General features: G+C 47.1%; 19 protein-coding genes. All 19 read left to right on the forward strand.

Features of this window, described 5'->3' with window-relative positions; all coding sequences use genetic code 11:
• The first annotated feature begins 40 nt into the window (after positions 1-40).
• Positions 41-871 (forward strand): protein-glutamate O-methyltransferase, encoded by an 831-nt coding sequence (locus J4N45_RS11800; RefSeq protein ID WP_252011563.1) that lies wholly within the window; start codon positions 41-43, stop codon positions 869-871.
• Positions 872-1,175: 304 nt separating this feature from the next.
• Positions 1,176-1,571, forward strand: coding sequence for a flagellar basal body rod protein FlgB (gene flgB, locus J4N45_RS11805; protein WP_042477711.1), 396 nt, complete (start codon positions 1,176-1,178; stop codon positions 1,569-1,571).
• A 5-nt stretch (positions 1,572-1,576) separates the two neighbouring features.
• The gene (gene flgC / locus J4N45_RS11810; protein ID WP_042477714.1) at positions 1,577-1,993 is read left to right on the forward strand and encodes a flagellar basal body rod protein FlgC; all 417 of its coding nucleotides are present in this window, start codon (positions 1,577-1,579) and stop codon (positions 1,991-1,993) included.
• 16 nt (positions 1,994-2,009) lie between these two features.
• Positions 2,010-2,717 carry a flagellar hook assembly protein FlgD gene (gene flgD / locus J4N45_RS11815; RefSeq protein ID WP_252011564.1) on the forward strand — a complete coding sequence of 236 codons (708 nt, stop codon included), beginning with the start codon at positions 2,010-2,012 and terminating at the stop codon, positions 2,715-2,717.
• A gap of 26 nt (positions 2,718-2,743) precedes the next feature.
• Positions 2,744-4,042: a flagellar hook protein FlgE gene (gene flgE, locus J4N45_RS11820; protein ID WP_252011565.1), complete on the forward strand. Its 1,299-nt coding sequence runs from the start codon at positions 2,744-2,746 to the stop codon at positions 4,040-4,042.
• A gap of 257 nt (positions 4,043-4,299) precedes the next feature.
• A complete protein-coding gene (gene flgF / locus J4N45_RS11825) occupies positions 4,300-5,049 on the forward strand; it encodes a flagellar basal-body rod protein FlgF (protein ID WP_128650732.1) in 750 nt (249 codons plus the stop codon).
• Positions 5,050-5,069: 20 nt separating this feature from the next.
• The gene (gene flgG, locus J4N45_RS11830) at positions 5,070-5,858 is read left to right on the forward strand and encodes a flagellar basal-body rod protein FlgG (RefSeq protein ID WP_128650731.1); all 789 of its coding nucleotides are present in this window, start codon (positions 5,070-5,072) and stop codon (positions 5,856-5,858) included.
• A 15-nt stretch (positions 5,859-5,873) separates the two neighbouring features.
• Positions 5,874-6,647, forward strand: coding sequence for a flagellar basal body L-ring protein FlgH (gene flgH, locus J4N45_RS11835; protein ID WP_252011566.1), 774 nt, complete (start codon positions 5,874-5,876; stop codon positions 6,645-6,647).
• Positions 6,648-6,717: 70 nt separating this feature from the next.
• The gene (locus J4N45_RS11840; RefSeq protein ID WP_234495420.1) at positions 6,718-7,809 is read left to right on the forward strand and encodes a flagellar basal body P-ring protein FlgI; all 1,092 of its coding nucleotides are present in this window, start codon (positions 6,718-6,720) and stop codon (positions 7,807-7,809) included.
• A gap of 12 nt (positions 7,810-7,821) precedes the next feature.
• Complete coding sequence (flgJ, locus tag J4N45_RS11845) at positions 7,822-8,763, forward strand: flagellar assembly peptidoglycan hydrolase FlgJ (RefSeq protein WP_252011567.1); 942 nt, start codon at positions 7,822-7,824, stop codon at positions 8,761-8,763.
• Positions 8,764-8,986: 223 nt separating this feature from the next.
• Positions 8,987-10,867, forward strand: a complete 1,881-nt coding sequence (flgK, locus tag J4N45_RS11850) for a flagellar hook-associated protein FlgK (protein ID WP_252011568.1) — start codon at positions 8,987-8,989, stop codon at positions 10,865-10,867.
• Positions 10,868-10,880: 13 nt separating this feature from the next.
• Positions 10,881-12,074 (forward strand): flagellar hook-associated protein FlgL, encoded by a 1,194-nt coding sequence (gene flgL, locus J4N45_RS11855; RefSeq protein WP_128650685.1) that lies wholly within the window; start codon positions 10,881-10,883, stop codon positions 12,072-12,074.
• Between the two features lie 437 nt (positions 12,075-12,511).
• A complete protein-coding gene (locus J4N45_RS11860; protein WP_042477729.1) occupies positions 12,512-13,648 on the forward strand; it encodes a flagellin in 1,137 nt (378 codons plus the stop codon).
• A gap of 507 nt (positions 13,649-14,155) precedes the next feature.
• Positions 14,156-15,289 carry a flagellin gene (locus J4N45_RS11865; RefSeq protein WP_252011569.1) on the forward strand — a complete coding sequence of 378 codons (1,134 nt, stop codon included), beginning with the start codon at positions 14,156-14,158 and terminating at the stop codon, positions 15,287-15,289.
• Positions 15,290-15,586: 297 nt separating this feature from the next.
• A complete protein-coding gene (locus J4N45_RS11870; protein ID WP_252011570.1) occupies positions 15,587-16,717 on the forward strand; it encodes a flagellin in 1,131 nt (376 codons plus the stop codon).
• Positions 16,718-16,854: 137 nt separating this feature from the next.
• The gene (locus J4N45_RS11875; RefSeq protein ID WP_252011571.1) at positions 16,855-17,304 is read left to right on the forward strand and encodes a flagellar protein FlaG; all 450 of its coding nucleotides are present in this window, start codon (positions 16,855-16,857) and stop codon (positions 17,302-17,304) included.
• A gap of 53 nt (positions 17,305-17,357) precedes the next feature.
• Positions 17,358-19,310, forward strand: coding sequence for a flagellar filament capping protein FliD (gene fliD, locus J4N45_RS11880; RefSeq protein ID WP_252011572.1), 1,953 nt, complete (start codon positions 17,358-17,360; stop codon positions 19,308-19,310).
• A 23-nt stretch (positions 19,311-19,333) separates the two neighbouring features.
• The gene (locus J4N45_RS11885; RefSeq protein WP_042478451.1) at positions 19,334-19,636 is read left to right on the forward strand and encodes a flagellar protein FliT; all 303 of its coding nucleotides are present in this window, start codon (positions 19,334-19,336) and stop codon (positions 19,634-19,636) included.
• A 10-nt stretch (positions 19,637-19,646) separates the two neighbouring features.
• Entirely contained in the window at positions 19,647-20,057 is a 411-nt protein-coding gene (gene fliS / locus J4N45_RS11890; protein WP_042478453.1) for a flagellar export chaperone FliS, read from the forward strand.
• Positions 20,058-20,154 lie beyond the last annotated feature (97 nt).

Here is a 20,154-nt window from a genome sequence, read left to right on the forward strand (position 1 = left end):
GGTAGAAAGCAAGCCTTAGTAAAGTAGTATAGAGAATTGAATGACAGCGATAACCATTAGCGATCAAGAGTATCGCGATTTTAGCCGCTTTTTGGAATCCCAATGCGGCATTGTGCTTGGCGATAGCAAGCAGTATTTGGTAAGAAGCCGATTAAGCCCACTTGTGTCTAAGTTTGGCCTTGGCTCGTTGTCCCAGTTGCTTAAAGATGTCGTGACCGGACGTAATCGTGAGCTGCGTATTGCTGCTGTTGATGCGATGACGACCAATGAGACCCTTTGGTTTCGTGATGGCTACCCGTTTACGGTTTTAGCGGACAAACTGTTGCCAGAGATGGCGGCGAATAAGCGTCCGATCAAGATCTGGTCAGCGGCGAGCTCTTCTGGTCAAGAGCCTTACTCGATGGCAATGACGGTTCTTGAGACACAAACCAAGAAACCGGGTATGTTGCCGAGCGTATCGATCACTGCGACGGACATCTCTAGCACTATGTTGGATATGTGCCGAGTAGGGGAGTATGACAACCTTGCTCTAGGTCGTGGTTTGTCGCCGGAGCGTCGTCGTGTCTTCTTCGAAGATTCCGGCAATGGCAAGATGAAGGTGAAAGACAACGTTAAGCGTTTAGTGAACTTTAGACCACAAAACCTAATGGACTCTTACGCGCTCCTCGGAAAGTTTGACATTATTTTTTGTCGCAACGTGTTGATTTACTTCTCGCCTGACATGAAAGCTAAGGTACTCAACCAGATGGCACGAAGTCTAAACCCTGGTGGTTATCTATTGCTTGGTGCATCCGAATCGTTGACAGGTTTGACTGACCAATTTGAGATGGTGCGCTGCAATCCGGGTATCATCTACAAGCTGAAATCATAGTACGGCACATCTCAAACATTTATCTCTAAAAGCCTTGGTCTTCGCCAAGGCTTTTTTGTTTGCTATTCTGATGGTAGGCAAAAGCTTGGATGACTTTTGTCACGACATTCCTAATGACATCCACCATCTTGTTTGGTCTGCTTTTTGCAAAACTGTTCTCCGCCAGGGTTGCGATAGCGTAAATCAGATGAGAATCGAGTGCGCCTGAGTCGACAAATTTACTTTTTTTGTCGTCTTGTAACTTTTGGCGCGGATATTGCTTTGTATATTACACAGGCACGTATTTTTGAACGATGAGGTTTCAATGGCCATTTCTTTTAACAATGCACTAGGCATTCATCAGCATACCGTTGGGGTACGCGAGAAGAATGCTGAAGTCATCTCTACCAATATCGCACAGGCAAATACGCCTGGATATAAGGCTAAGGGTATGGACTTCGATCGTGCGTTAAGAGCGGCAACCTCAGGGGCAAGTATTGGTCTTAGCCGCACAGATGGACGGCATATTTCTGCCTCTACGAATGTTTCTGGCGAGGTGCTTTACCGCACTCCAACTCAGCCAGATACAGGAGACGGCAATACCGTCGATGTGGATCTAGAACGTAACTTGTTCATGCAAAACCAACTAAGACATCAGGCATCTGTCGATTTCTTAGGTAGCAAATTCAAAAATATGACCAAAGCGATCAAAGGGGAGTAATCTAGATGAGCTTATTTAATGTCTTCAATGTAACAGGCAGCGCCATGAGTGCAGAATCGGTTCGTCTTAATACGACCTCAAGTAACCTCGCTAATGCCGACAGTATTAGTAGCTCAGCCAAAGACACCTATAAGGCGCGCCATGCCGTATTTGGTGCTGAGCTTAGCAAAGCGAAATACAACCGTGATCATACTGTGCCAGTCAAAGTGATGGGCATTGTAGAGAGCGACAAGCCCCTAAACGCAGAGTACAACCCAGATCATCCACTCGCGAACGACGAAGGTTTTATCTATAAGCCGAACGTTAACGTGATGGAAGAGATGGCAAACATGATCTCAGCGTCGCGTTCTTACCAGACAAATGTTCAGGTAGCGGACTCGAGCAAGCAGATGCTGTTAAGCACTTTGCGCATGGGTCAATAGAGATAGGAGATAGCAAATGGCTGGAATCAACAATGTTGGTCAAGGCAGTTTATCCTACCTTGACCAACTAAAAAATCTGCAAGAACAGAACAAAACGGCAGAGACCACAGGTAAGCAGGATCTTAAGCAAGAAGATTTCCTATCACTTCTTACTAAACAGTTGTCTCAGCAGGACCCGTTCAAGCCTGTCAGCAATGACCAAATGATCGCTCAAATGGCGTCGTTTGCCACAGTTGATGGTATCGGCAAGATGAATACTCAGTTTGAAAACCTGAATTCATCTATGACGTCTAACCAAGCGCTTCAAGCGTCCTCGTTAGTAGGTCGCGATGTGTTGGTACCAGGCGCTGCTGGTATTAAGCAAGCGGATGCGGGCATGGCGGCGATGGTGAAATTACCACAGTCCATGGATAACCTGTTTGTTCGTGTAGAAAATGAAATGGGTCAATTAGTCCGTACCTTTGATGTGGGAGCTCAGCCAGGTGGCGACGCTCGCGTTGAATGGGACGGTAAAGATGATCAAGGTAATCCAATGCCTGCTGGTAAATACAATGTGAAAGCATCTGGCTTACTAGAAGGGGAAAGCCGAGAGTTTGAAGTGTCGACGTACGCTAACGTCAACAGCGTTCTTCTTGGCAAAGGCGATGGAAATGTACTGCTCAATCTAGCTGGTTTTGAGAATCCAGTTCGACTCGCAGAAGTACTGGAAGTCGGCAAAGCATAACCGCTGGTTAGATTAGGAGATTAGGAATGTCATATGTATCTTTAAGCGGTCTATCTGCGGCACAGCTAGATCTGAACACCACCAGTAACAACATTGCCAACGCCAACACGTATGGCTTTAAAGAGTCTCGTGCCGAGTTTGGCGATGTGTACTCTACCTCATTGTTTACGAATGCAAAGACCACTCCGGGTGGCGGTGCTCAAGCGAGCAAAATTGCTCAGCAATTCCACGAAGGCTCGAGCATCTCAACCAATAACCCAATGGACTTGCGCATCAGTGGTACAGGCTTCTTTGCTGTATCTAAAGATCGCCTAATTCCACAGCAAAATGAGCTGACTCGTAACGGTGCTTTCCACCTAAACAAAGACAGCTACATGGTAACGTCTAACGATGAGTTCTTGCTTGGTTACGAGGTGAACAAAGATACCAATGAAGTGGTTTCTTATGAACCTAAGCCTATCAACATCCCGCCAGAGTTTGGTAAGCCAAAGCAAACTGCAAACATCGAGATTGGTGTGAACCTTCCAGCGAATGGTGACCTAAAAGACCCTGCGCTGTTTGATCACACCGATCCAGAAACGTACAACCGTTCGACTTCTTCGACTATGTATGACTCAATGGGTCAGTCTTACAAGATGACGACTTACTATGTCAAAGATCAAACTCAGCCAAACACGTGGCAGAGTTACTATACGGTGACTGATGGTGGCGGTGAGCGTCCGGTGAATATCGCGGGTGGTGACGCAACGAGCCCGACGGGCCACGTTGGTCATACTATGCGTTTTAACAATGACGGTACTCTAGCTAGCTTGAACAGTGGTCAGCCGATTGTGACGACACCACTGGGTGAAAACGGCGTTGAAATGAACGGTGCTGATCCAGCACAGACGCTTTCTTTCTCTCTAGACAGCGCGACTCAGTTCGCTGCTCCATTTGAGCTAACTAAGTTCCAAGAAGACGGTGCAACAACAGGCTTCTTGACCAAAGTTGACTTCGATGAGCAAGGTAACGTACTTGGTACTTACTCAAACGGTGAAAACGTCACTCTAGGTCGCGTTGCTATGGTTCGTGTTGCGAACGAGCAGGGTCTAGATAAGAAAGGTGGTACTCAGTGGGATTCAACCACAGCTTCAGGTGCGAAAATCTGGGGTGAATCGAACAAAGGTTCGTTTGGTACCATCAACAACGGTACTCTGGAGCAGTCGAACATCGACATGACTCAAGAGCTGGTGGACCTTATTTCGGCGCAGCGTAACTTCCAAGCGAACTCTCGAGCGCTGGACGTTCATAACCAACTGCAACAAAACATCCTACAGATCCGCTAACCTTAGCGCTGTCATCAAGACGACTCTATCCCGTGTGCTAGATGTGAATCTACCGCACGGGTTGTTTCTTTTTTCATTCGACCTTGCCGCTTACCTTGCCTCCTTGCCGTTTTTCATTGCCATTGCCGCACCTGCCACGTTTGCCATGATCGCTAGAAATAGTCCATTTAACTCATATGCTACTGATAAATAAAGAATAAATTATTTGGCACAGAGATTGCTTTATAGCTCTCGTACTTTGAATATTGGAGCTATCAATGGATCGTGCCCTGTATCTCGCGATGAGCGGTGCAAAGCAAAATATGCACGCTTTGCAGTTAAGAGCTAACAACCTTGCTAACGCAAGCACACCAGGCTTTCGTGCCGACCTTGCCCAAGCGCGCTCAATGCAAGCGTATGGGGAAGGTATGCCAAGTCGTGTTTTCAGCATGACAGAGCGTCCTGGGCACAACTTTGAGCAAGGCAGTGTCGTGACGACTGGTCGTGATTTAGATGTCACTATCGAGGGGCAAGGCTGGATCTCTGTACTGGATAAAACGGGTAAAGAAGGTCTAACTCGAAACGGTGCACTACGCGTTGACCAAAACGGTCTGCTGTCGAACAGCAACGGTCACCTAGTCTTAGGTGAGCAAGGCACGCCGATCACTGTGCCTATTCCATTGAGAAAAATTGAAATTGGCCGCGATGGTACTGTGTCGGTCATTCCTCAAGATGCTCCAGCGGATGAAATGGAAATCGTCGATCGTATCAAGCTTACGAACACCGACAACCGCTCACTATTCAAAGACACCAACGGTTTATTTCGCAGCAAAGACCCTGAGCTGGGTTTTGAGGCTTCCGCGAACGTTCAGCTTATGACAGGTGCTGTCGAAGGAAGTAACGTGAATGCCGTTGGTGAAATGACAAGTTTAATTGATCTGCAGCGTCAGTTTGAGATGCAGGTGAAACTCATGAGCACAGCAGAAGACATGGACAAAGCGTCTAATTCACTGCTTCGCATGGGTTAATAAGGACATAGGGGAAGAATATGCATCCGGCACTTTGGGTAAGTAAGACTGGCTTAGACGCTCAGCAAACCAATATTTCAACAATCTCAAACAACTTGGCGAACGCATCGACGGTCGGCTACAAAAAGAGCCGCGCTGTCTTTGAAGATCTGTTTTATCAGAACATTAACCAGCCTGGTGGTCAGTCATCTCAGAACACGGAGCTTCCGAGTGGCTTGATGCTAGGTGCAGGTTCAAAGGTGGTGGCTACACAAAAAATCCACACACCGGGCAACGCTCAAACCACCACCAACAGCCTAGATATGATGATTGAAGGCGATGGTTTCTTCCAAGTGCTAATGCCAGATGGCAACATCGGTTATAGCCGCAATGGTCAGTTTACCCTTAACGATGAAGGCATCATCGTGACGTCTGGTGCGGGCTATGCGTTAGAGCCAGAGATTGCCATCCCAGAAGATGCAATTTCAATCACCATAGGTACCGACGGTGAAGTCTCAGTACGTGTTCGTGGTCAGCAAGATAACCAGGTAGTGGGTAACATTACGACGGTTGATTTTATTAACCCAGGTGGTCTAGAGCCAATTGGTCAAAACCTCTATCTACCAACAGGTGCGAGCGGCGATCCAAACGAGGGTGTACCTGGATTGGATGGCTTTGGTCAGATTCGTCAGTCGACGCTTGAAAGCTCCAACGTTAACGTGACAGAAGAGTTGGTCAACATGATTGAAGCACAGCGTGTGTATGAAATGAACTCGAAAGTGATCTCATCTGTCGACAAGATGATGAGCTTCGCGAACCAGCAGCTATAACGGGAGAGATGACAGATGAGAAAACTACTTTGCGTTTCATTGTTGGCTGTTTTATCTGGCTGTGCACAGTTTGGGCAAGAAGAATCAGTAAATGAAGTGGCAGATAGCACCACAGCCGTTGATGCGGTTGAGGGGGATCTAAACCAATCTTCGGGTATTGTTGATACGTTGCGTGGTCGCACGGACCCAATTGCGGACGACCCTGCATGGGCACCAATTCACCCAAAAAACAAGCCTGAGCATTACGCAGCGGCAACGGGTTCGTTGTTTAACACCCACTATGCTCGTGATTGGTACGACGATTCTAAACCGCGCGGCCTCGGTGACATTATTACCGTTGAATTGAATGAAGCGACTAAAGCGGCAAAAAGTGCCGATGCAGATTTGTCTAAAGCTAACGATTCATCCATGGACCCATTGTTTGTTGGCGGACGACCAGTCACGGTTAATAACTATGACTTTTCGTATGAGCTAAAAAATGACAACAGCTTTAAAGGGAATGCATCTGCGAACCAGAGCAACAGCCTTTCTGGCTCGATTACCGTCGAGGTCATTGAAGTATTGGCAAATGGTAACCTAGTGATCCGTGGTGAGAAGTGGCTAACGCTCAACACGGGTGATGAGTATATTCGCTTGAGTGGTACTATCCGCCCAGATGATATTGAGTTTGATAACACGATTGCCTCAAACCGTATCTCTAACGCGCGAATTCAATATTCTGGCACTGGAAACCAACAAGATATGCAAGAACCTGGATTCTTGGCACGATTTTTTAATGTATCCCTATAGGATAGGATTAATCGAATCGTAAGCGGCAAACCCTCTCCTAAGAGGGTTTGTTTGTTTTTAAGGTAACATCATGAAAAAGTTTACGTTTTTACTGTTAGGTTTGTGTTTTGCCGCGGCAAGTGTGCAAGCGGCACGCATCAAGGATGTGTCAGAGGTTGCCGGTGTTCGTAGCAACCAATTGGTGGGCTATGGCTTGGTAACAGGTCTACCTGGTACAGGTGAGAAGACGCCATTTACTGAGCAGAGCTTCCGCTCAATGCTGGAGAAGTTTGGTATTCAAATGCCAATTGGCTTCAAGCCAAAATTTAAAAACGTTGCGGCAGTTATCGTGACGGCTGACCTGCCTGCCTTCTCTAAACCGGGTCAAAAAATTGATGTTACCGTGTCTTCCATCGGTGCGGCAAAAAGCCTCCGTGGCGGCACACTGATGCAAACCTTCTTACAAGGTCTTGATGGTGAGGTGTATGCCGTTGCTCAAGGTAACCTAGTGGTCAGTGGCTTCAGTGCCGAAGGTCTAGATGGCTCTAAGATCGTGGGCAATAACCCGGTTGTGGGCATGATTTCTAGTGGCGCGACAGTAGAGCGTGAAGTACCAAGTCCGTTCTCTCGCGGAGACTACATCACGTTTAACCTGCTAGAGTCTGATTTTACCACTGCACAAAACATGGCGAATGCCATCAACGACTTCCTAGGTCCACAAATGGCGAATGCATTGGATGCGACCTCGGTTCGCGTGCGTGCGCCTCGTGACTTAAGCCAACGTGTTGCTTTCCTTTCTGCAGTTGAAAACGTTGAGTTTGATACCGCGGATAGCGGCGCAAAAATCATTGTTAACTCGCGCACCGGTACCATTGTTGTCGGCAAACACGTGAAGCTGAAGCCCGCTGCTGTTACGCACGGTGGCATGACAGTCGCAATCAAAGAAAACTTGCGTGTGAGCCAACCGAATGCCTTTAGTGAAGGTGATACGGTGGTGGTTCCTAACTCTGACATTCAAGTATCTGAAGGCTCAGGCAAGATGTTTAACTTCCAGCCAGGTCTGACACTCGATGATTTGGTTCGAGCAGTCAACGAAGTGGGTGCGGCACCTTCTGACCTTATGGCCATACTTCAGGCACTCAAGCATGCTGGTGCCATCGAAGGTCAGCTGATCGTTATCTAAGGTGCCAGCAACATGATGAAAAACCCGAACGACATTGGTTTCATTCACGATATCGCTAGCCTTGACTCACTTCGTCAGAAAGCGGTTAGCGGTAAAGAGGGTGACGACGAAGCGGCATTGAATGCGGCGGCTCGTCAGTTTGAATCGATTTTTACCTCGATGATGCTGAAATCCATGCGTGATGCCAATACGCATTTTGAGTCGGACTTAACCAATACCGGCAACGGTCAATTCTATCGTCAAATGCTCGATGACCAGATGGCGAGCGAACTGAGCTCCTCAGGTTCGCTTGGTCTTGCTGACATGATCGTAGCGCAGCTTGGTAGCGCTCGTGCTCCTGAAGCGCAGGCAGCGGCAAACACTGAGCTAAGAGTTCGCAGTCAAGCCTTCGATTTGCCGGAGCGCCAGCCATACGATGAAGCGAAAGCACGCCAAACGGCTGCAGCACTGGGACTTGATGGACCAAGAACGAAAGCCAAGGCAGTGGATTTTGATACACCAGAGAACTTTGTGTCTTCGCTTAAACCTTATGCGGATCGCGCAGCGCGCTCCCTTGGCGTTGATTCTTCTTTGCTATTGGCGCAAGTCGCTCTCGAAACAGGGTGGGGGCAGAAAGTGGTCAACAATAGCCAGGGTAGTAGTAACAACCTATTTAATATCAAGGCTGATCGCAGTTGGCATGGCGATAAAGTGGCAACGCAAACCCTTGAGTATCATCAAAACGTACCTGTTCAAGAGCGCGCAGCATTCCGCTCTTATCGTAGCTATGAAGACAGCTTCAATGACTATGTGAAGTTCTTGAATGAAAACCCGAGATACCAAACCGCACTGACTCGTAACCAAGGCTCTGAGTCGTTTATTCGTGACATTCACAAGGCGGGCTATGCAACAGACCCAAGTTACGCTGATAAGGTATTAAGAGTGAAGAAGCAGATTGATGACATGTCGATGTAGCTTCCGTTCTATTTATACTTCTTCTCGCTCGGCTCCTATGTCGAGCGAGTTTGTTTTTAACGTCACCTAATCCATCTAACAGCGCTAGATTCTGTCGCTTTTCTTCTTAAAAACCGCGTATTTATAATTACTTACATCATGTGGCATGTACTTTGCATTTACTAAAATAAGCACGGGCAAATCATACTGATTTTTGCCCGATTTTGAGGTTTTTGGGGGCGATATGGCGTCAGATCTTCTGAATGTAGGTACACAAAGTGTGCTCACAGCTCAGAGACAGTTAACTACGACTGGTCATAACATTTCTAATGCAAATACAGAGGGTTACAGCCGTCAATCTGTCATCCAGGGTACCAACGACCCTAGGCAGTTTGGGGGGCAAACCTACGGTATGGGCGTGCATGTGGAAAATGTTCGCCGCTCGTGGGATCAGTTTGCCGTTAAAGAGCTAAACATGGCAACCACACAGATGAACTATCGCAACGAGAATCTGGCAAACCTAGATTTGCTCTCGGGTATGTTGTCTTCTGTGGCATCCAAGAAAATCCCAGAAAACCTCAACGACTGGTTCGATTCTGTTAAGACACTCGCCGACACCCCAAATGATGTGGGTGCTCGTAAAGTGGTGCTTGAGAAAGCAGATCTGATTCGCCAAACCATGAACAACTTTCACGAGTCTGTTCGCCAACAAGCGGACACAGCGAACAAAAAGCTCGACATGGGCATTGAGCGTGTTAACCAGCTTGCGGTTGAAATTCGAGATATTCACCGTTTGATGATGCGAACGCCAGGGCCTCATAACGATCTCATGGATAAGCATGAGCTGTTAGTCAAAGAGTTATCAGAATACACCAAAGTGACCGTGACTCCTCGTGCAAATGCTGAAGGTTTTAACGTTCATATCGGTAATGGTCATACCCTAGTTTCTGGTACTGAAGCCAGCCAGTTGAAGATGATCGACGGCGTGCCCGACGTTCACCAACGACGCTTGGCAATGGTCGAGGGCAAAGGAATAAAAGCCATTAAATCCGATGATATTGGCGGCAAAATTGAAGGCATGCTCGACCTACGCGACAAAGAAATTCCATACATCATGGATGAACTTGGGCGTTTATCTACCGCCTTTGCCTTTGAAGTGAACAAGCTGCAGGGGCAGGGTCTAGACCTTAATGGTCAAGTCGGTGCGGACATCTTTGTGGACGTAAATACCGAGGTAATAGCCAAGTCGCGAGTGGTGGCGTCTCCGAATTCGAAATCGGATGTAGCGGTATATATCGCTGACACCAGTGAGCTACAAGGCGGCGAATACGCGCTTAAATACGATGGTGCTAACTATGTGGTGACTAAACCTAATGGTGAGAATCAAATCGTTGAGCTTAATGCGGGCGCGAGTGCTTTCTATCTAGATGGCATGGTGGTTAACATCAAAAATGCACCAGAGTCTGGTGAGAAGCTATTGCTTCGCCCAACCCGAAATGGCGCTGCTACGTTGCAAATGGCAACCACAGATCCGAAAACCATTGCCGCTCACAGCTTCGAGGCTTCAACGACTCATGCACAAGGTAGCGCGAAGTTTACGATTACTGGCGCAGGGCAACTTCGTGAGTTCGAGGTTCATGTATCGCCGACAGGCAAAGAGTTTGCTGTTACCGATACCAAAGGCAACGTGCTATTAACGCCGCAGCTTTATCCGCCAACAGAACCTGTCACTGTTTTGGGGACGACGTTTGAACTTACCGACGGCGCACTGCCAGGCGACAAGTTCACCGCGAACCTAAACCCTGCTGAAGGTGACAACGGCAACCTGCGTAAAATGCTGAACATTCAAACCAATAAGACCATGAATGGTGGTGAATCGACGCTAATCGATGTTTACCACAACCTGAACACAGACGTTGGTCTTAAAGCCTCGACGGCGACACGCTTACAAGAAGTGGCAAATCTAGAGCATGAATCAGCAAAAAGCCGTATTGCATCGATATCTGGGGTCAACCTGGATGAAGAAGCGGCAAACATGATGAAGTTTCAGCAAGCTTACATGGCCTCTTCGCGAGTGATGCAAGCCGCGAATGAAACCTTCGATACCATTTTGGCACTGCGATAGGAGGTGATGGAACATGATGAATCGTATTTCTAGCTTTCACAGCTATCAGACAGTTCAAAATGATTTGCGCAGGCAAGAGAACAAGATTCACCACAACCAGGCGCAGCTAGCGTCTGGCAAACAGTTGCAAAAGCCGGCAGACGATCCGCTGGCGATTCACTATCTGCAGAAAGTCGGTCAGCAAACCGAGCAGCTTAAGCAGCACACAGATTCTATTGTTTTGTCTCGTAACCGTCTAGAGCATCAAGAGGTGATGCTACGTGAGACAGAGCAGTTCACCGATCACGCCAAGCGTTTGACGATGGAGTCAATCAACGGCGCGTTATCACCACAAGATAGAGAAGCGAAAGCGCGTCAAATTGAAGAGCTTGCTGCCAACTTTTTAGCGCTGGCCAACAATCAAGACGAGTCAGGCAATTATACCTTTGCGGGTACTAAGCCAAAGACACAGCCGTTCTTTGTCGATAGCAACGGCAAAATGTCGTACGCAGGTGATGATTATCAACGCAAGATGCGCATCTCAAACAGTATGGAAATCCCGACAAGTGATCCTGGCAGTAAGTTGTTCATGGAAGTCGACAATCCGTTTGGTGACTATGCGGCGAAATACCAGCTACAAAACGCTTCTGAGCTGCTGCTCGATAAAGCGACGAACACCAACTCGAATGACAACAATCGCTATAAAGTGACGTTTGTCGATATGGGTAACGATCGTTTTGGTTACCAGCTTGAGCAGAATGGCTCAGTGGTCAAAGCTGGCGACTTCGACCCTAAAACGGGGGTCGAATACGAAGGCTTGAACATTCGCATTAAAGGTCAAATTACGCCTGGTGATGCGATAGAGCTAGAGCCTCGCCAAACCTTTAGCGTATTTGATAGCTTTAGAGATGCTATCTATTGGATGGACTACGACGTATCGGATGCGAGCTCTAATGCGCAGCTTCACCAGGTGACAGAAGAGTTTAACGCTGCGTTTCTGCATCTAACAAAGTCCAGAACGGACGTAGGTGCGAGGCTAAACACCCTAGATATTCAAGAGCAGCAGCATGAAGACTTTAAGATCTCGCTGGCTCGCTCAAAAAGTAATTTTGAAGATCTTGATTATTCAAAAGCGGTTATCGAATTTGAAGAGAACTCAAGAGCTTTGCAGGCGTCACAGCTTGCCTTTGGTAAAACCAAGGACTTAACACTGTTTAACTATCTATAAGATTGATCACCTCTCTGGTTATCGGTTGCCCTATGAGCTCAGCCTTAGGTGCAGATAACGAAAGCGGTAGTGTTGAAACGACAGCGGTAAAGCTGAAACGACGAAGCGGCAAGCTAGTAGACTATAGCCTTGCCACTTGTATCAATAGATAGTACTTAATTCATTTGCTGATCAAATGTTATTTAGTTAAGTTATTGAAATAAAACATTATAAATATAATTTACGATTAACTTTAAAACTTGGCACGTGATTTGTATTAATAAGATTTGAACAACCAAGACTTTGCCGTTTTAGCAAAGCTTGGTTACGTGAAAATGATTAGATACTCCATCTGATACGGGGTATCAGGTGGATGTAGACGGCCGGTTTTAGCCAAAGACTGGTGGTTTAATCGCAATCCAACTTGAAACGCTTGCGAACTCATTTAGGAGAGCAACATGGCAATTACAGTAAGTACTAACGTTTCGGCGATGACCGCACAGCGTTATCTCAACAAGTCCTCGAACGACCTTAATACGTCGATGGAACGTTTGTCTTCGGGTCACAAGATCAACAGCGCAAAAGATGACGCGGCGGGTTTGCAAATCTCCAACCGTCTTACGGCGCAGTCTCGTGGTCTTGATGTTGCGATGAGAAACGCAAACGACGGTATTTCGATTGCCCAAACCGCTGAAGGTGCGATGAACGAGTCGACCAACATTCTACAGCGCATGCGTGACCTTGCGATTCAGTCATCGAACGGCACAAACTCCCCGTCAGAGCGCCAAGCAATCAACGAAGAATCAATGGCACTGCAAGCGGAGCTTAACCGTATTGCAGAGACGACATCATTTGGTGGTCGCCGTCTGTTGAATGGATCATTTGGCGATGCGTCATTCCAAATTGGCGCAAACTCAGGTGAAGCGATGATTATGGGTTTGACGAGTGTTCGTGCTGACGACTTCCGTATGGGTGGTACTACCTTTACGGCGGAGAACGCTAAAGACGCGAACTGGTCAGTAGCCCCGGATGCCAACAACCTTAAGTTCGAGTTTACCACCAAAGCGGGTGAAGAAGTGTCTATCGACCTGTTTGCAAAAGCGGGCGACGATATTGAGCAGCTAGCGACTTACATTAACGGTCAGTCAGACCTTGTGAGCGCATCCGTTGGTGATAACGGTGAGTTACAGATTTTTGTAGCAGAGCCTGCGCTTGAAGGTGACATGACCATCTCTGGAAACCTAGCATCAGAGCTTGGTTTATCGAGTGAAGGCACGCTGACGACGGTTCAAGACATCGATATGACCACCGTTGCGGGCTCTCAGAATGCCATCTCGGTTATCGACTCTGCGCTTAAGTATGTGGACTCACAGCGCGCTGATTTGGGTGCCAAACAAAACCGTTTGAGCCATAGTATTAATAACCTAGCGAACGTCCAAGAAAACGTTGATGCGTCGAACAGCCGTATTAAGGATACCGATTTCGCCAAGGAAACAACCGCAATGACCAAGAACCAGATCCTGCAGCAAGCGGGTACCTCGATTCTTGCTCAAGCGAAACAGTTGCCGAACTCTGCGATGTCTCTACTACAATAGTAAGGACATCCAGACAAAGCAGAGGGTACCTAGCCAGACGTGGCGTATCTACCCAACTGCTTGGCAAGCATACTTAGTGAAAGTGTTGGGGCTCTCTCTCTCAACCTGCCCTGATACGGCCATTAGGTATGTCGGATAGCCAGATTGTGTTCATTTCTCTTGATCTCCACACAGGCCATGGCTTCCATCCAGCCCCAGTTCTCTCAAAGGAATAGGGGCTTTTTCTTTTTTAGCCCCCAACTTTTACCTTCAGCTGCTCGCTTTTCAACGGCAAATACAAACGAAAATCTGATTGTTTCGGCACTGCTAAACGGATCTTTAGCGCTTTTTTGTTATTTTGTTGTCGTTTGCTCAATTCCTAACCAAACGGATGTTTTATCGAATTTTTTCTAGTTTTTTCCTAAAGGTTTTATTTGCCGTGTCGTTAAAAGATTAACTTTGAGAGAACTACTTGGTTTTCCGAGACGTCGGAAACCGCTACACCGGAAAATCAATTGGAGAAACAACATGGCAGTGAATGTAAACACAAACGTATCAGCGATGACTGCGCAGCGTTACCTAAACAACGCAAACCAGGCTCAACAAACGTCAATGGAGCGTTTGTCTTCTGGTCACAAAATTAACAGCGCAAAAGACGACGCAGCGGGTCTTCAAATCTCTAACCGTTTGAACGTACAAAGCCGTGGTCTAGACGTCGCAGTACGTAACGCCAACGACGGTATCTCAATCGCACAAACAGCAGAAGGTGCGATGAACGAGACAACGAACATCCTACAACGTATGCGTGACCTATCGCTTCAATCCTCAAACGGCTCAAACTCAAAAGCAGAGCGTGTAGCGATTCAAGAAGAAGTGACGGCACTGAACAACGAGCTAAACCGTATTGCAGAAACCACATCATTTGGTGGTAACCGTCTTCTAAACGGCACGTACGGCACTCAGTCATTCCAAATTGGTGCTGACAATGGTGAAGCTGTAATGCTAAGCCTACGCGACATGCGTTCAGACAACGAAATGATGGGTGGTTCAAGCTACCAAGCAGCAAACGCGAAAGACAAAGACTGGAGCGTAGCGGCGGATGCAAACGAGCTAACCATCACGCTAAAAGACAGCTTTGGTCAAGACCAAGCACTGACCATCAATGCGAAAGCAGGCGATGACATCGAGCAGCTAGCGACATACATCAACGGTCAAACAGACCTAGTGAAAGCGTCCGTAAACGAAGATGGTCAGCTACAGGTATTTGCAGGTAACAACAAAGTAGACGGTGACGTGAGCTTTGGTGGCAGCCTAGCGGGTGAGCTTGGTATGCAAGATGCGCAAGCAGTTACGGTTGATACTATCGATGTAACTACAGTAGGCGGCGCTCAAGAGTCAGTCGCGATTCTAGATTCAGCGTTGAAGTATGTAGATAGCCACCGTGCGGAGCTGGGTGCATTCCAAAACCGTTTCAACCACGCAATCAACAACTTGGATAACATCAACGAAAACGTGAATGCGTCGAAGAGCCGTATCAAAGATACCGACTTTGCGAAAGAGACGACAGCGATGACGAAGAACCAGATCCTATCGCAAGCATCAAGCTCAATCTTGGCACAAGCGAAACAAGCGCCAAACGCGGCACTAAGCCTACTAGGCTAATCACTCGCGCTAATTTAAGCGTTCAAGAACGACAAAACCAGAGCCTCGGCTCTGGTTTTTTGCATTAAATGATTGCTCCTTTCCAATCAGGAATTTCTTACCTTCATCCAGCCTATTTATTTAGATCAAGCTCACATTTATTCAATCAATTGAATTTACTCCAAAAAAAATCACTTTTTTTTCTAAAGCTTCTAAATGAATCGCCGTTACAGGGATTGAGAGAAATGAAATCAGATGTGCCAACGTGAGGTGAGAGACACAGAGGCCATCTACCCCTAAATGCCTAAGGAGATCAATATGGCAATTAATGTAAACACTAACGTGTCTGCAATGACCGCCCAGCGTTACCTGAACAACGCTGCGGAAGGTACACAAAAATCAATGGAGCGTTTGTCTTCGGGCTATAAAATCAACAGCGCGAAAGATGACGCTGCGGGTCTACAGATTTCTAACCGCTTGAACGCGCAAAGCCGCGGTCTTGATATGGCGGTGAAAAACGCAAACGACGGTATCTCTATTGCACAAACCGCTGAAGGTGCAATGAACGAGACCACTAACATTCTGCAACGTATGCGTGACCTATCACTACAATCTGCAAACGGTTCTAACTCAAGAGACGAGCGTGTTGCGATTCAAGAAGAAGTGACGGCGCTTAACGACGAACTTAACCGTATCGCAGAAACAACGTCATTCGGTGGTAACCGTCTTCTAAACGGTACTTACGGTACTCAGTCTTTCCAAATCGGTGCTGACTCTGGTGAAGCAGTAATGCTTACTATGGGTAACCTACGTTCTGATACAGCAGACATGGGTGGTAAGAGCTACGCAGCGAACACAGGTAAAGACGCTAACTGGACTGTTGGTACTGATACTGAAATCACTATGAGCTACACCAACAAGCAAGGTGATGACGTTAATCTTACTATCAACGCTAAACAAGGCGATGATATCGAACAGCTAGCGACTTACATCAACGGTCAGAGCGATGACGTTAAAGCATCGGTTGGTGAAGACGGCAAAATTCAGCTGTTCGCTTCTACTCAAAAAGTAGACGGCGAAGTAACGTTTGGTGGCGCTCTAGCTTCTGAACTCGACCTAGGTGACGCGAAAGACGTAACTGTTAAAGACGTAGATGTAACGTCAGTAGCGGGTGCTCAAGAAGCGGTTGCTATTCTTGATGGCGCATTGAAGAGCGTTGACTCTCAACGTGCAGAGCTGGGTGCATTCCAAAACCGTTTCAACCACGCTATCAACAACCTAAGCAATATTAACGAAAACGTTAATGCATCAAATAGCCGTATCAAAGATACAGACTATGCTAAAGAGACAACTGAGATGACTAAGAATCAGATCTTGCAACAAGCAAGTACTTCGATTCTTGCTCAAGCGAAACAGTCTCCATCGGCGGCGCTTAGCCTACTAGGCTAATTTCGTCGTAGACCTTAGGCAAGGTTGGTTGGCGGTAACGTCCCTTTACCGCCAACTCCCAATTTCAATGTTATTGCTCAACGAGAAGTACCTCAGTTGGAGTTGGACAATACAAGGTTAGAACAGGGAGAGCGAGAATGGACATTTCATCCTACGCATCGAACATTCAGCCTTTTGCCTCATCGAATGGCACAGAACTTGCTTCAAAGAATACTAACAATGCCGCCTCTCAACAGGTAACGACAGAGAAAAAAGAGAAATCTCAGTCGGTTGAAGGGGTCAAAAAAACTGAGACGCCGGAGCTTTCTAATAAGAAGGCGACGGAGATGATTCAACGCATCGCCAATGAACGACAGCAACTGAATGATGCTGAGCGCGAAAAGATGGTAGAGCGACTGGATAAGTTCTTAAGTGACATGAATACGGGTTTGTCGTTTCGTGTTGATGAAGATACAGGTCGCAATATTGTCACAGTGTATGCGAAAGAAAGTGGTGACGTCATTCGCCAGTTTCCTGATGAAGAACTACTCGAAGTTTTAAAGCGCATTGAGCAGCATGGCTCGTTAACCATAGACATGCTGGTTTAATGTCTGACCTGATTGGGTCAGGTTGGTATAGATTTGCAGTAGTTTGGTGAGTAATGGGTCCGATAGGGATGTCATCTGGCATGGATATCAATTCCATGGTGAGCAAGATAGTCGATGCTGAGCGTATTCCAAAGCAGCAACGTATCGACTTCGAGCGCACAAAAATTGATACCAGTATCAGTGCCTATGGACGACTCAGAGAGTCACTCGATACGATGAAAAATCTGATGGCAAACTTTCGCCAGGAAAAGGCGTTTGCACTTCGCAGTGTGAACACCACTGAAGAAAGTGTTGTCACAGCAACAGCGACGACTGATGCGATCGCTGGCAAATATGCTGTCGATGTATTGCAGCTTGCACAGAGCCATAAAATCGCTTCTGATGTTATTCCAGAAGACACACGATTTGGCCCAGGTAAGCTGCAAATTTCTCTTGGCGACGAGCAGTTCGACTTTTCCCTCCGCAAGAATTCCAAACTCACCGATGTCGTGAGAGCGATTAACGGTGCCAGCGACAACCCCGGTGTTCGAGCCTCCATTATTAAAGATCGTAATGGACCGAGACTTATCGTTGCCTCCAACCAATCTGGCGCTGAAAAAGCCATCAGCATCAATGTCGATGCAGAAGTTGGTAACGATCTCTATCGATTTGAATATAAAACGATTGAGCAGCGAGTTCGCGATCTAGAAAAAGCTCAAGCTGAAGCCTTAAGCGTGCTAGGTATGCCAACGCGCGAAGACGCGGTAGACGGTGAGCTTAGCCCAGAAGAAGCGGCGAAAGTCGGCGAATCAGAAAAAACGGATGAAGAATTAAATTCTGCTGAGCAAACCAAGGTAGAAGAGGCTGTCATAGAAGGCGAAGAAAACGCCGCACAGACTCAAGAGGCAAAGTCTGGCCGCCCTGAAGACACAATTCCTGGCTGGACGGAAACCGCGTCGGGAACCCTTATGGATTCTTACCAAGCGCCGAAGCCTGAGCTTGATGAGAAAGCCATCGAAAAATCAAAAGATGTGCCGGGTTGGTCTAACACCGCATCAGGCACGCTGACGGATTCTTATGTCACGCCAGCAGAAGCCCAAGCCAAGCTAGAAGAAGAACTCGCGGCTGAGAAAGCGGCCATCGCCAAAGCCGTTGCCGATGGTGATATGACGGAAGAGGAAGCGAAAAAGCTTGAGCGTGAAAAGCTCTCTCCAGAAGAGCGAGAGCGTTTAGAGAAAGTGGAAGCAATTCAAGCTGAACTAGCTGAAGCGCAGCGCTCAATGCAGGTTTATATGGGGATGTCTGAAGTTCAATCTGCCCAAGATTCTGTCGTGTTACTTGATGGAGTCGCTGAGCTTTCCAGTCACAACAATGTGATTGAGGACGCGATTGAAGGTGTCGATCTGACGCTCAAAGGCACCACCAAACCGGGCGAGCGCGCTGCAGAAATTGGTGTCGAGTACGATAGAGAAAGTGTGCGTGCCGACATCGAGCAGTTTGTTGCCGCCTATAACCAATTTTTCCAAGTGTCACAGGATCTAGCCAAAGTTGATCCCGCTACAGGAATGGCAGGGCCACTTGCCGGTGATAGCATCGTTCGCAGCGCAGACTCTCGTTTAAAAAGTGTGTTTTCGGCCAGCATTGAGAATGCACCTGAGGATCTGAAGACACTGACAGAGTTCGGTATCACCACCACTCGTGCGGGTAATCTCGAAATCAATTATCAGCTTTTGGATAAGCAGCTCAACAACAACTTCAATAAGCTAGAAGACTTCTTTGGTGGCAATAACGGCTTTGCTAAAAAGGTCGAAGATGCGATCCACAGTATGACGGGCATGACAGGTTCAATTCGTACCCGTGAAAAGAGTCTCACAGAACAGAACTATCGACTTAACGATGACCAGGTCGCGCTCGATCGGCGCATGCAAGGTATTGAGAAGCGAACTCAAGACAAGTTCGCGGCGATGCAAGACGCCACGGGTAAGATGCAAGCTCAATTAGCAGGCATGATGAATGCACTGTCGTAATCGTGCTGGGGAAGGGCATTTAAATGCATATTTTCAATGAGTTAAGTGATTTGGATCACCGTTTATTATCATTGATAGAAAATATTGACCCAGAGACTGAAGAAATTCATCAACTGGTCGATAAAAGAGAACAAATAGTCAAAACCATCATTGATGTCTGCAAAAGGAATCCGAACCTGCAGCAAAGTGCCCAATGGAAACAAGTCGTCGAGTCGACGCGCCATATCACGGTACTTATGGAATCGAAAACGGAACAGCTGGGACAGTCGTTAAGAAAATACCGACATGGTAAACGTTCCTTACAGCAGTACAAAAATTATATTTGAGAGGATAGTGATGCGTGGTTCATTGCAAGCATATAAGAAAGTTTCAGTAGACAGCCAATTGACGGCTGCCTCGCCGCACAAAGTTATCCAAATGCTGATGGGTGGAGCGATAGAGCGTTTGATCCAAGCAAAAGCGGCGATGGAACAAGGCAATATTCCAGTGAAGGGTGAGCGTATCGGTAAAGCGCTGGACATCATTATCGCTCTGCGTAGCTGCCTATCGATGGACGATGGCGGTGATATTGCGAAGAATCTAGACCAACTTTATGAGTTCATGATCACGCAAATTTCAGCGGCTAACCATGAAAACAATCCGCAACCAATTGATGATGTAATAGAAATTATCCGCGAGATAAAATCTGCTTGGGATCAAATTCCAACTGACTATCACAACCTAACTGCTCAAGAAGTAGGTATTTAAGCGGAATAAACCTCTTAAAGTGACTGTGAGTCAGTTGCCTTATGAAAATAATGCCAATAGAATAGACGCCATCCTTAGCCAATGGCGCTTTTTTTGT

The organism is Vibrio sp. SCSIO 43140, from assembly GCF_023716585.1.
In the GTDB taxonomy this organism is placed as follows: domain Bacteria; phylum Pseudomonadota; class Gammaproteobacteria; order Enterobacterales; family Vibrionaceae; genus Vibrio; species Vibrio maritimus_B.

What these genes read in the sequence shown, in the direction of transcription:
- flgK (WP_252011568.1), top strand. Translation starts at nt 8,987, where the DNA reads ATGGCGTCAGATCTTCTGAATGTAGGTACACAAAGTGTGCTCACAGCT.
- J4N45_RS11875 (WP_252011571.1), top strand. Translation starts at nt 16,855, where the DNA reads ATGGACATTTCATCCTACGCATCGAACATTCAGCCTTTTGCCTCATCG.
- J4N45_RS11860 (WP_042477729.1), top strand. Translation starts at nt 12,512, where the DNA reads ATGGCAATTACAGTAAGTACTAACGTTTCGGCGATGACCGCACAGCGT.
- fliS (WP_042478453.1), top strand. Translation starts at nt 19,647, where the DNA reads ATGCGTGGTTCATTGCAAGCATATAAGAAAGTTTCAGTAGACAGCCAA.
- flgC (WP_042477714.1), top strand. Translation starts at nt 1,577, where the DNA reads ATGAGCTTATTTAATGTCTTCAATGTAACAGGCAGCGCCATGAGTGCA.
- J4N45_RS11885 (WP_042478451.1), top strand. Translation starts at nt 19,334, where the DNA reads ATGCATATTTTCAATGAGTTAAGTGATTTGGATCACCGTTTATTATCA.
- J4N45_RS11865 (WP_252011569.1), top strand. Translation starts at nt 14,156, where the DNA reads ATGGCAGTGAATGTAAACACAAACGTATCAGCGATGACTGCGCAGCGT.
- flgG (WP_128650731.1), top strand. Translation starts at nt 5,070, where the DNA reads ATGCATCCGGCACTTTGGGTAAGTAAGACTGGCTTAGACGCTCAGCAA.
- flgH (WP_252011566.1), top strand. Translation starts at nt 5,874, where the DNA reads ATGAGAAAACTACTTTGCGTTTCATTGTTGGCTGTTTTATCTGGCTGT.
- fliD (WP_252011572.1), top strand. Translation starts at nt 17,358, where the DNA reads ATGGGTCCGATAGGGATGTCATCTGGCATGGATATCAATTCCATGGTG.
- flgB (WP_042477711.1), top strand. Translation starts at nt 1,176, where the DNA reads ATGGCCATTTCTTTTAACAATGCACTAGGCATTCATCAGCATACCGTT.
- J4N45_RS11800 (WP_252011563.1), top strand. Translation starts at nt 41, where the DNA reads ATGACAGCGATAACCATTAGCGATCAAGAGTATCGCGATTTTAGCCGC.
- flgF (WP_128650732.1), top strand. Translation starts at nt 4,300, where the DNA reads ATGGATCGTGCCCTGTATCTCGCGATGAGCGGTGCAAAGCAAAATATG.
- flgE (WP_252011565.1), top strand. Translation starts at nt 2,744, where the DNA reads ATGTCATATGTATCTTTAAGCGGTCTATCTGCGGCACAGCTAGATCTG.
- flgD (WP_252011564.1), top strand. Translation starts at nt 2,010, where the DNA reads ATGGCTGGAATCAACAATGTTGGTCAAGGCAGTTTATCCTACCTTGAC.
- flgL (WP_128650685.1), top strand. Translation starts at nt 10,881, where the DNA reads ATGATGAATCGTATTTCTAGCTTTCACAGCTATCAGACAGTTCAAAAT.
- J4N45_RS11870 (WP_252011570.1), top strand. Translation starts at nt 15,587, where the DNA reads ATGGCAATTAATGTAAACACTAACGTGTCTGCAATGACCGCCCAGCGT.
- flgJ (WP_252011567.1), top strand. Translation starts at nt 7,822, where the DNA reads ATGATGAAAAACCCGAACGACATTGGTTTCATTCACGATATCGCTAGC.
- J4N45_RS11840 (WP_234495420.1), top strand. Translation starts at nt 6,718, where the DNA reads ATGAAAAAGTTTACGTTTTTACTGTTAGGTTTGTGTTTTGCCGCGGCA.